The following is an 11,277-nucleotide window of genomic DNA, read 5'->3' as shown; positions in this document are numbered from 1 at the left end:
GGTGAACGTCCTGTGGGCTCTGATCCGTGACGGACGGTGCTACCAAGGCGACCTCCCAGTCACATCAGCGGCTTGACAACAGCATTAGGAGGTGAACGGGTCCGAGGCCAGCCGGGCGTGCAGGTGCTCGTCCGTGTAGACGCCCCCGCCGTAGGTGTAGGAGCCGCGCAGGGTGCCCTCGTACGGGAAGCGGGCCCGCTCGGCGACCCGGCAGGAGCCCTCGTTGGTGACGGAGTGGTAGAGCTCGATGCGGCGGACGCCGGCGTGCTCCACCGCCCAGCGGGTGACGGCGGTCGCGGCCCGGGTGGCCAGGCCCCGGCCGCGGGCGGCGGCGAGCAGCCAGTAGCCGATCATGGCCACGCCGTCGTCCCGGTTGGTCCAGCCCAGGTAGGCGTTGCCGCACAGGCTGCCGTCCGCGGCGTCGGTGATGGCGAAGGCGGCCGCGCTGCCGTCGGCCCAGAGGCTCTCGCAGCGGTCGAGGTAGGCCTCGGGGTCGACCGGGCCGACGGCGGCGAGCGGGCTCCAGCGGGCGATGTCCGGGTCCTCCCCCGCGGCGACCAGGGCCGGGCCGACGCCGCCGGGCAGTTCGAGGGCGCGGCCCCACGGGCGCAGCAGGGCGTCCCCGAGGTCGAGGACGGCGGGCCGGAACAGGCGCCGCTCGGTGTCGTGGCCGGTGATGCTCATCCGCCCTTCCTATCCCCGCTGCCCCCGAACCCGCCAGCGAATTTCCCCGGGGGCGCCGGGGCCGGTACCTGCGGATGCCGGGACAGCCGCTCCGGTCGCGGGCGGAGCCGGCTCAGATCCGGGCCAGGTATCCGTTCTCGACCAGCCAGAGCACGTTCAGCCTGGCCGGGCCACCGGGCACCAGGGCGCCGTCGAGCTGGTACTGGAGGCCCCAGCCGGGCTGGTTGAACCACGGGGCGATCGGTCCGGCGTGCACCACGAAGGCCTTGACCACCTCGTAGTCGTGGTAGTTGCAGGCGGCGGGCGGGGTGCTGTCCAGGCTCTGGGGCGGGAGCGCGCGGTTGGCGTAGGGCAGGCCCTCGGGGGCGAGGTAGGCGCCGTACTCGCTGCCGTAGCGGTCGATCTTCTGGTTGGGGCGGAGCGTGAGGTCGAACTCGATCGGGCTGCCGTCGGGCAGGGTCGCGTAGCCGTCGGCGGGCGGGTATATCCAGCCGCCCGTGCCGCCGTTGCCGGCCGGGTCGTAGTACTTCGCCAGGAAGTCCTGGTCGCTGGCGCCGCCGGTGCGCTGGTAGCCGGCGAGCTGGCGGCCGACCGGGCCGGTGGTCGGGAGGTCGGCGGGGCCGAGGCGGGCGTCGTCGTGGCGGAAGGCGGCGGAGCACTGGTCGGAGGGCGTGGCCGCCGGGGCCGCGACGGCGGCGGGGACGGTCACGGCGGTGAGGGCGGCGGCCGCGGCGAGCGGCGCGACGAGCAGGCGAAGGCGAAGGCGCACGGTGTCTCCGTCGAACGGGGTCAGCGGTCGAGAAGGAGCCACGGAGGGGCTTGGTGTTCACCCTCCGTGGCCGGTTCGACACCAGACAATCGGATCACCTGACCAGGCGTCAACAAGATCCGGAAGACCGCACGTTCGCATCGCCGGTTTCGGCCGAACCCGGGACACCGGGACCGCCCGGCCGCCAGGATGGACGGTCCGGCACGGCCGGGTCACTTCCCCGGGGCGACCCGCCCGAGCAGGTGGAGCAGCCGGTCCAGTGCGTCCCTGGAATTCGGCTCGGTCAGGTTGAGCATCAGCCGGAACGCCACCTTCAGCAGCGCCGGCCGCCCCAGCCCGACGGCCCCGGCCGCGCCGAGCAGCCTGGGGCGGTCCAGCAGGTCGGCGGCGAAGCGCCCGAGCGCGAAGTAGCCCGCGTAGGCGGAGCGCAGCGCCTGCGGGTAGGCGCGCAGGGCGAGTTCACGGCCGCGGTCGGTGCGACGGGCGAGGGCCTGGACGATGGTCTCGGCGGCGTAGCGGCCGGACTCCATCGCGTAGGCGATGCCCTCGCCGGTGCCCGGGCTGACCGCGCCGACCGCGTCACCGATCAGCAACAGGCCGTCGGCGTAGTGGGGTTGGCGGTTGAGGCCCATCGGCAGGGCGGCTCCGCGGATCGGCTCGGTGACCGCGTCGGGGGTGTAGCCGTACTCCGGCGGCAGGCTCTCGCACCAGCGGCGCAGCAGTTCGCGCCAGTCCACCTCGGTCCCGGCCGTGTCGAGGACCCCGAGGCCGACGTTGGCGGTGCCGTCGCCCATGCCGAACACCCAGGCGTAGCCGGGCAGCGGCCCCCGGGCCGGGTGGCCGGGGTCGCGCAGGTCGAGCCAGGCCTCCAGGTAGCGGTCGTCGTGGCGCGGGGTGGTGAAGTACGTCCGGTAGGCGACGCCCATCGCGCGGTCGGTGCGGCGGTGGCGCCGCATCGCCACCGACAGGCGGGTGGAGTTGCCGTCGGCGGCGACCACGACCGGGGCCCGGTAGGCCACCGGCCGGCGCTCCTCGCCGAGCTTGGCGGTGACGCCGGTGATCCGGCCGGTCCGCTCGTCCGTCAACGGGCCCGTCACATTGGCGCGTTCGATCACCCGGGCACCGGACGAGGCGGCCTTGCGGGCGAGCAGTTCGTCGAAGTCGGCGCGGCGCCGGACCAGTCCGAACCCGGGGTAGGCGGAGAGCTCGGGCCAGTCGAACTCGATCGAGCGGTGCCCGGCGATCAGCCGCAGGCCCCGGTTGTGCAGCCAGCCGGCCTCCTCGGAGACGTCGATGCCGAGGTCGGTCAACTGCTTGACGGCGCGCGGGGTGAGGCCGTCGCCGCAGACCTTCTCACGGGGGAAGGCGGACTTCTCCAGCAGCAGGACGTCCAGTCCGGTGCGGGCGAGGTGGGCGGCGGCGGTGGACCCGGCCGGACCGGCGCCGACCACGATGACGTCGGCGCTCTCCTCGGTGACGGCGGCCGCCGACCGCTCCGCCCCGCTCTGTCGGCCACCGGCCTCGCCGGTCGGCTCCGGGACGGTCTGCTCTGGGCCGGGCATCGCACTCTCCCACGGGTCTGATCGGCTGCACGTTCTGATCGGCTGCACGGATGGCGGAGTCCTCGGACTCGGCGGTTCCGGACGGACGATAGAGAACCCCGGTGCCCGCCCGCTGCCCCGACACGCAGGCCACCACCGCGGACCGGTCAATACCGGCCACCCCGGTACGGCCGCCGGAGCGGACCTGTGGCCGCCCCGCCGCCCCGCTCCGGCCGCCACCGCGCCCCACGGCGCCGCGCCGGCGCACCGCCCGAGGGCCGAGGCCTCCTGCCCGGAGGGGTGCCGTGGTCGATCCGGAGCACCCGCTTGGCCAAGCCCGACCAGGTGGGCGTCGCGACCCCGGCTCCGGGCGTCGCCCCGGACGGCGGGAGGCCGGCCACCGTAGCGGCGTCATCCTGCTCCCCGCGGGCGCCGGCACCGTGCCGCCGGCCGTCGGCGCGGGCGCGGTGGCCGCGCCCCGCCATCGCCGCCTCCCCTCCTGACGCACCCGCCCCGGCAGGTTTCCGCCCCCACGCGGACCCCTGCCGGGGCGAGGCGCCACCGGGCCCCTGCCCCGCACTGCTCGCGGGCCGGGGGTTCACGCCGCCACGCGGCACGCCCCGTTCCGGGGTTCGCCGGCGCTCGCGCCGCGGGGCGACGAGGGCCCCTGGACTCGGGGGTGGACCAGGGGCCCTCACCCGGTACCACGGCCGGACCGCCCCCGGGGGTTCACCATCCGCACCACCCGCCCCACTGGCCCCACGAGCACCTGTCCTTGGATCCGGTCGTTCGCCCGGCGGGGCGGCGGGGCGGCAGGACGGCGAGGCGACAGGACGGCAGGACGGCGCCGGGGGTGCGCGCAGCGCGGGGCGCAGGCGGGAGCCCCTCCCGGCCGCCGGGCCCGGGAACGGCGGAAGCCCCTGGCGCACGGGGGCACGGGCCAGGGGCTTCCACTGTCGACTACGGCCGGCGCGCTCTCACGGGTTCAGCGCCAGCACCACGTACCCCGCCAGCACCGCCAGGTGCACCGCGCCCTGGAGCGGGGTCGCCCGGCGCGGGATGACCGTGAGGGTGAGCAGCACGATGGTCAGGCTCAGCAGCACCATGTGCGCCGGGTCGAGGCCGAGGACGAGGGGGCCGGAGAGCCAGCTGGAGGCGATCGCGACCGCCGGGATGGTCAGGCCGATGCTGGCGAGGGCGGAGCCGAGGGCCAGGTTGAGGCTGGTCTGCACCCGGTTGCGGACGGCCGCGCGCAGCGCCGCGATGGTCTCCGGCAGCAGCACCATCATGGCGATCACCACGCCGACCACGGCGTGCGGGAGCCCGGCGTTGTCCACCGCGCTCTCGATGGTCGGCGACACTCCCTTGGCCAGGCCGACCACCGAGACCAGCGCGACGGCGAGCAGCAGCAGGCTGACCCCGGCGGCCCGGAGGGTGGGCGGGGAGGCGTGCTCCTCCTCGTCCAGCACCCGGCCCTCGGGGGTGACGGGCAGGAAGTAGTCCCGGTGCCGGACGGTCTGGGTGGCGACGAACAGCCCGTAGACGACGAGCGAGGCGGTGGCCGCGAAGGTGAGCTGGGTGGTCGAGAACTGCGGGCCCGGCGAACTGGTGGTGAAGGTCGGCAGCACCAGGCTGAGGGTCGCGAGGGTGGCGATGCAGGCGAGCGCGGCGCCCGTCCCCTCGGCGTTGAAGACGGCGGTCCGGTACTTGACGGCGGCGACCAGGATGGACAGTCCGAGGATGCCGTTGCAGGTGATCATCACGGCGGCGAAGACGGTGTCCCGGGCCAGGGTGGAGGACTTGTCCCCGCCGTCGGCCATCAGCGTCACGATCAGCGCGACCTCGATCACGGTGACCGCCACCGCGAGGACCAGGGATCCGAAGGGCTCCCCCGACCAGTGCGCGATGACCTCGGCGTGGTGCACGGCGGACAGCACGGCGCCCACCAGGAAGCAGGCGACCACCGCCACCACCCATCCGGGCAGCTCTTCGTGCCAGGTCAGGATGAGGACGACGAACGACACCACCGGAACGACGACGGTCCATTGCGCGACACTCGCGCGGAGCTTCGTGATCATGCCGCCGAGGATCCCAGACCGGAGGCCCGTCACCCGGGTGCCCGCGCCGGGATTCGGAGGGATGTGGCATAACTCATCCCGTTTCACCGGTCACCCGCCGTAGCCGTGAAGACACTGAAGCACTTTGTCGACATATTGCCGAAGAGGCGGGCGCGAGAGCACAGCGGGTGAGCGCAGGTTGGCAGCGGTGGCCGGCGCCCTGGCGGACGAAACGAGCCGGGGCCCCGGCGGACGAGGCGGGCCAGGCCTCGGCGGGTGGGGCGCCGCGCCGCAGAGCAGCCCGAGCCGGAGGCGCCGGTCCCCGGAAGGGGACCGGCGCCCTCCGCGTCCGCCGGGCCGGATCAGGCCTTGGCGGACAGCACCTCACGCAGCGCCCCGGCCAGTGCGGCCGCCGGATCGGCCGGCAGTTCCTCGCTCCGCCAGGCCACGTACCCGTCGGGGCGGACCAGCACCGCACCGCCGTGCCCGAGCCGGTAACGGGCGGCCCAGTTGGCCTCGACGTCGACCAGGTCGGCGCCGGCCGACGCGGGGCCGACCCGGTAGGCCCGCACGGGGACGGTGGTCTGCGCCGACGCCTCCGCCGCCGCCCGCGTCCACTCGTTCCCGGCCGGGCCGGTGATCAGGGTGAACGCGTCGTGGAAGAGGTCGTGCACGCCGATCCGGCGGCCCTCGTGCTCCAGCCACAGGTGCGGTGCCCGGGAGCCGGGCCGCGCCTGCTGCTCCACCTGCTCGCCGATCACGCCGGTGTGCTCGGCTCCCAGCGTCGCCGAGGAGCGGTAGAGCTGCGCCAGGATGCACAGGGTCGGCTCCAGTGGGTCCTCCTGCGGGGTGGGCCCGAAGCGGCACTCCTGGCTGCGCACCGTCAGGTCGGCCAGTTCGACCGCCACCGCACGCCGCTCGGCCTCGTAGCTGTCGAGCAACGCGTCACCGGCCTGGCCCTTGACGACCGCGGCGAGCTTCCACGCCAGGTTGTGCGCGTCCTGGACCGCCGAGTTGGCGCCCAGTGCGCCGGCCGGCGGCCAGACGTGCGCGGCGTCGCCGACCAGGAAGACCCGGCCCGCCCGGTAGGCGTCGGCGACCTCCACGGCCTCCTCCCAGGCGGCCTTGTCCAGCACCTCGACCGGCTGGTCACGGCCGATCAGCGCCTTCGCGGCCTCGGCGCACCGCTCGGCGGTGTAGTCCTCCGGGGATTCCACCGCCGGGTCGTAGGTGAGCGCCACACCCCACTGGCCGGGCACCGCGTGCGTCACGAAGCCGCCCGACACGCCCGCCCCGCCGATGATCCAGAACAGCGCGGTCTTCGTCATCAGGTCCGACAGGTCGGCCTTGATCACGAAGGAGACGTAGGACCGGATGACGCCGCGGCCGGAGCGGGTGATGCCCACCCGCTCCCGGATGGTGCCCCGGTAGCCGTCGCAGGCGACCAGGTACTGGGCCCGCACGGTGCGCCGGGCACCGGTCGCCCGGTCCTCGACGACGGCGGTGACGCCCTCGTCGTCCTGCTCGATCTCCACGCACTGGGTGGAGTGCCGGATCTCGGCCCCCCTCTCCCGGGCTGCGCCGGCCAGCACCGGCTCCACGGTGCTCTGGTCGGCCATGCCGAACTCGCCCGCGGTGAACTCGGGCAGCGCCCGCGGCGAGTCCTGCTGCATGATCCAGTTCCACTCGGAACTGAGGTTCGCGCAGCGCACCACGCCGGAGTCCGCGTCGAACGGCCGGCCGGCCTCCTTGATCAGCGGCTCGATGCCGAGCGGCCGGTAGATCTCCATGGTGCGCGGGTTGATGCCGCGCGCACGGCCCTGGACCGCGACGCCGGCGTGCCGGTCGACCAGGAGGGAGCGCACGCCGTGGTGCGACAGGAACAGCGAGGTCGCCAGACCCGCGTATCCGCCGCCGACGATCAGTACGGGCACGGTGTCGTCGTAAGAGCTCACGTTCGTCTTTTCCTTTCCGGTGGGATTTCGGCCGAGCCCTGGGCCTGCCGCGCCGTCTCGCAGAAGGCCGGCTCACGTCGCGCGCCGTGCGGGAAACCGCGCCCCGGGGACCGCCGCGCCCGCAGGTCGGGGCACACCTCGCGGTGGAACCAGATCGTCGGCAGCAGGCCGGCGGCGCACGAGGCCGACGAGACGGCGGCCAGGAAGGAGGTCTGCGACGGGGTCGCCGGTCCGATGCCGGGAGATCGGTCCGATGCCGGGAGATCGGCCCGAAGCCGCCGAACGGCTCGGCCGTCCGGGCCAGTTCGCGCTCCGTCCGATCGAGCGACTCGAAGGTGGCGGCGGAGGCCCCGGCGACCAGGGGAAGTGCGAAAGGACGGCCGGCGGGAGGGCCCTTCTCACAGCCCGGCCCGGAACGGGTGCCGCCACCTGCGCGGCCAACGGCACGGCGCCGCCCTGCAGTTGCCCCCGCAACGACACCGGCCCCACCCTCGTCGCACCCGCCTTCGCCACCCGCCGGCGGATTCGTATCCAGTGATCCTCGAACCTCGACCCGACCATGGCGCCAGAGCCCCGCTTGAGCGGTCCTCGGGCCGCTCCCGGCGCCAGTCCCCGGCGGGGCCGCCTTCCGAGCCCGCGGAACGCGTGGAACGCCCGGGCGACCGGGTCGACGAGCCGTGAACGCCTCCCGGTGACGGGCCGGCCAGGCGTCAAAGCTACCCGACGGCGGAGCAGCCGCCGGCGGTTTCCGGAAAGTCCGAACTCGCCTGTGCGGTGGGAGGATTCGGCGGTGAGCACGGCCGACGAGAGGTCCCGCCCGCGCGTGAGCGCCGGGTCGGCAGACGGCTTGAGGCGGCGCCCGGAGGCGAGCCGCAGGCCCTCGCCGCCGTGCGCCGGACGCTCTCGGCACCGGGAACGGTCGGCGCGCACCGGGCGTTGCTGAGCACGGGCCCGGCACCCGACTCACACGATTGGGGCGTGAGTTCGAGGACTGTGCCCGCCATCCGGCCCGGTGGAGGCCGACGGCGGCGCGGCGCGGGTCGGCGAGTGGCCGCCGCCCAGAGCGGTATGCCGCCGTTGACCGGCCGGGGCCGCCGCCGGGTGTGGGATCCGGCCCGCCCACGTCTCACGGGCTTCGTCCATGGTCTCCAGCCGGTGGCCGCGTAGTCGTCCTCGCGCAGGCCTGCCGCGAGATGCGGGGCCCAGGCGGCCGTCGGAGGGGCGGTCCAGGCCGACGAGCCGCTTGGCGAGTTCGGCGGTGCTGGGCCGGCCGGCGGGCAGCAGGAGAACGGGGACCGGAGCGATCCGGGTGGTGACCGCTGCGGCGTGCGGCTCGGGGACCGGGATCCCGGGCCGGAGGCTCGTCAACACCCGGGCGCCCGCGCCGGGGAGGGCACAGCTCATCCCGACCGGGCGGTCATCCGCCGTAGTCGTGGAGGTACTGAAGGACCCTGTCGACATGTTGCCGGACCCGCTCCGGGACGCCCCCGGTGGCGGCGACGGTCTTGTCGCTGGTCCGGTAGGCCGCCGCGACCAGGCCGGGCAGGTCGCGGGTGATGCCGCGGCGCTTGAGCTGCTGGTCGAGCCAGCAGGCGTAGTTGCCCATCGCGGCGATCGCGTCGCCCGGGTCCCAGTAGGAGGTGGGACCGGGGTGGTTGGCGGCCTTGCCCCAGGCCTCGAAGACGGAGGGCGTCCACAGGGCGATGCCGTACTCGCCGGTCTCGGGGCGGGCGGCGTTCGGGTCGAAGCCGCTCTCGGCCTTCAGCATCGCGGCCAGCAGGACCGGGGTGACCTCCGGCTCGGGGCAGCGCCGCGCCGCGTTCTCGATCATGCCCCGGTACGCCACCGGGACGTCCGACCCGGCCGGGATCGCGCCGGGCAGCGGGGCCGCCGCGCGGTGGGCGGCGGCCGGACCCCCGGGTTCCGGCCCGCCGGCCAGGGCGAGGACGGCGAGCCCGGCGGCGAGCAGCCCGGCGCAGGACCGGACGCACGCTCGGACGGCGGTACGGCGGCGCCGGGCCGGGTCGGCCGTGGCCCGGGCGACCAGCACGGCCAGCCCGGTCCTGGTCCGCTCCTCCCGGGCGGGGGCGAGGCAGGCGGTCACGGCGGGCCGCCAGCGCGCCGGCAGTGCCTCGTCCAGCCGCAGGGGCGCGGCGCCCCGCGCGTACGCCTGGGCGGCCAGCGAACGGGCGCGGGCGGTGGCGCCGAGGAAGGGGTGCAGACCGCCGGTGAGCAGCTGGTGGGCGATCACGCCGAAGGCCCAGACGTCGGCACTGGGGCGCACCGCGGCGCCGCGCGCGCCGGTGCGCTGGGACCACCACTCGGGCGGGACGTGGTCGGGCGAGCCGAGCGGCGGGGCGTAGGCGTGGGTGCCCTCCAGCTCGGCGGTGAGGCCGAAGTCGGCGATCTTGGCGGTGCCGTCGGGCATCAGCAGGACGTTGGCCGGTTTGAGGTCCCCGTGCACCCAGCCGGCCCGGTGCATGTGGGTCAGTCCGGCGCAGATCTCGGTGAGGATGCGCTCGGCGCCGGGCACCGCCGTGCCGGGGCGGGCTTCGGCGAGCAGGTCCTGGAGGCTGCGGGCGGCGCGTTCCATCACCAGGGCGACGGCGCCGTCCAGGGCCGGGTGGTCGGGGTCCTCGACGGTGACCACGGCGAGGGTGCGGATCAGGTGGGGGTGGTCGGCGCGGCGGCTGAAGCGCTGTTCGCTGCGGGCCATCCGGGCCACGGTGCCGCGCTGGCCGGGGCTGAGCCGGGCCGCGCCGAGGAGCTTGACGGCGGCCTGGGAGCCGTCGGGGCCTTCGGCGGCGTGCACGCTTCCCCAGGCGCCCGCGCCGAGGAAAACGCCGAGCCGGTAGCCGGCGATCGAGTAGCCCTCCGGCAGGGACGGGAGGGACGGGAGGGAGGGGGGCGGGCCGCCGGACTCCGGAGCCCCGCCGGGCGGACCGCCGGGCCCGCCGGCGGGTGGCTGCGGCCCGGGTCGGGCGCCGGGCCTCACGGCCGGGCGGCCGGGCGCCGGGGCGGGAGCAGTACCAGGTGCTCCTCCCGGACGAGGTCGAACCTGAGTGCCAGCGCGACCAGTTCCTCGCGCTTGCCGCCGCCCGGCCCCTGTTCGTACGGCTCGCGCAGCCGCAGTTTGGTCTGCACCAGGTAGTCGATGTGGTAGTTCACCGCCGAGCGGCTCAGCCCGCGGCAGCCGGGCAGGGCGCGCAGCCGGGCGAGCACCTCGGTCACGCCGGGGACGGCGGCGGCGGAGGGCGAGCGCAGTCGGGGTTCGCAGAGGGCGAGCAAGACCAGGAAGTACTTGGCGGTCGGGTCCAGGGCGAACGGACTGACGGTGTGCTCGCCGTCGGCCCCGCCCGGCGGGCCGTCGAGGTAGGCGTGCTGCGGGGCGAAGACCTTGAAGGCGGCGGGCTCGCCGAGGGCGGGCAGCAGCACCCGGGAGAGTTCGAACGGGACGGGTGCGCCGAGCCGCCCGGGCGCGACCTTGATGTGCTCCCCCGCGCCCTCCAGGTTCTCCACCACATAGGTCGCCGAGGTGCTGAAGTTGGACAGCCGCCAGTAGTCCTCGGCCGCGACGACCTCCCCCGCGCGCCGGGAGACGCCCTGGTCGGGCAGGGGGATGGGGGCCGGCCGGCCCGGCTCCCCGCGTCCGAACACCGCGGCCTCGCCGGGGCCCATCCGCAGCAGGCCGGGGGCTTCGCCGGGCGCCATCCCGGGCCCGGCGGCGGGAAGTTGCACGATCACCGTGTCCACGCGGCACCTCCGTGGGATCGGGTCGATGGTATCCGTCCGATCCGCCCCGCGGGCGCACGACCACCCGGACGGGTGACGGCGTCGCCAACCCCGCCGAGCGTTCCAGGAGTTGCCCTCCTCCCCGGAGAGGAGGCGGTTCCGCCCGGCCGAGCGGCGGCGCGTACACGGCGAGCAAAAGAGCGGTTCAAGGGCTGGTCAAGACGGCCGCGTTGGCGTACGGAACGCGGGGGTATCCGGGTCGACGCGATCCTCCCCGGCACCACGGACACCGCCTTCGTCCGGCCGCCGGGCGTTCCGGACGCCGCCTGGGCGCGGTTCAGGAAGGCCTACGGCCCCTGGGGAATCGAGGGGTTGGAGCGGAGGGCCGAACCGGAGGAGATCGCCCGGGCGATCCTGGCACCGGCCTCGGACGACGTCGCCCACCAGAGCGGCGCCTCGGCGCCGGTGGACGGCGGGGCCACGGCCGGTCACAGGATGGTGCTGCCGCCGACCAACTGATCGCGCGTCAGGCTCGGAGT

Annotated in this window: 8 protein-coding genes; 1 reads left to right on the top strand and 7 read right to left on the bottom strand. The window is 75.3% G+C overall.

Annotated features, from left to right (window positions below; all coding sequences use genetic code 11):
- Positions 1-84 precede the first annotated feature (84 nt).
- From ACZ55U_RS26625 to ACZ55U_RS26595, 7 genes are all read right to left on the bottom strand, one after another.
- Entirely contained in the window at positions 85-684 is a 600-nt protein-coding gene (locus ACZ55U_RS26625; protein ID WP_465529736.1) for a GNAT family N-acetyltransferase, read from the bottom strand.
- A gap of 112 nt (positions 685-796) precedes the next feature.
- Positions 797-1,453, bottom strand: coding sequence for a TNT domain-containing protein (locus tag ACZ55U_RS26620; RefSeq protein WP_465529734.1), 657 nt, complete (start codon positions 1,451-1,453; stop codon positions 797-799).
- Positions 1,454-1,665: 212 nt separating this feature from the next.
- Positions 1,666-3,015, bottom strand: a complete 1,350-nt coding sequence (locus tag ACZ55U_RS26615) for a geranylgeranyl reductase family protein (RefSeq protein ID WP_465529732.1) — start codon at positions 3,013-3,015, stop codon at positions 1,666-1,668.
- A gap of 956 nt (positions 3,016-3,971) precedes the next feature.
- Positions 3,972-5,072: a calcium:cation antiporter gene (locus ACZ55U_RS26610; RefSeq protein ID WP_465529730.1), complete on the bottom strand. Its 1,101-nt coding sequence runs from the start codon at positions 5,070-5,072 to the stop codon at positions 3,972-3,974.
- Between the two features lie 341 nt (positions 5,073-5,413).
- The gene (locus ACZ55U_RS26605; RefSeq protein ID WP_465529728.1) at positions 5,414-7,006 is read right to left on the bottom strand and encodes an FAD-dependent monooxygenase; all 1,593 of its coding nucleotides are present in this window, start codon (positions 7,004-7,006) and stop codon (positions 5,414-5,416) included.
- Positions 7,007-8,423: 1,417 nt separating this feature from the next.
- A complete protein-coding gene (locus ACZ55U_RS26600; protein WP_465529726.1) occupies positions 8,424-10,001 on the bottom strand; it encodes a serine/threonine-protein kinase in 1,578 nt (525 codons plus the stop codon).
- Positions 9,998-10,759: a serine/threonine protein kinase gene (locus ACZ55U_RS26595; protein ID WP_465529724.1), complete on the bottom strand. Its 762-nt coding sequence runs from the start codon at positions 10,757-10,759 to the stop codon at positions 9,998-10,000. The genes ACZ55U_RS26600 and ACZ55U_RS26595 overlap by 4 nt, the downstream gene beginning before the upstream one ends.
- 351 nt (positions 10,760-11,110) lie before the next feature.
- Here ACZ55U_RS26595 and ACZ55U_RS26590 point away from each other — a divergent pair, with 351 nt between their 5' ends.
- The gene (locus ACZ55U_RS26590; RefSeq protein ID WP_465529722.1) at positions 11,111-11,257 is read left to right on the top strand and encodes a hypothetical protein; all 147 of its coding nucleotides are present in this window, start codon (positions 11,111-11,113) and stop codon (positions 11,255-11,257) included.
- Positions 11,258-11,277: the final 20 nt, after the last annotated feature.

This window comes from Kitasatospora sp. NPDC034533, from assembly GCF_055575155.1.
Note: the sequence above shows the minus strand (reverse complement) of the source record. Positions and strands in the feature narration are given on the sequence as shown.

Excerpts from the sequence above, each read along its gene's own strand:
- ACZ55U_RS26610 (WP_465529730.1), bottom strand. The coding sequence starts at position 5,072 with ATGATCACGAAGCTCCGCGCGAGTGTCGCGCAATGGACCGTCGTCGTT.
- ACZ55U_RS26625 (WP_465529736.1), bottom strand. The coding sequence starts at position 684 with ATGAGCATCACCGGCCACGACACCGAGCGGCGCCTGTTCCGGCCCGCC.
- ACZ55U_RS26615 (WP_465529732.1), bottom strand. The coding sequence starts at position 3,015 with ATGCCCGGCCCAGAGCAGACCGTCCCGGAGCCGACCGGCGAGGCCGGT.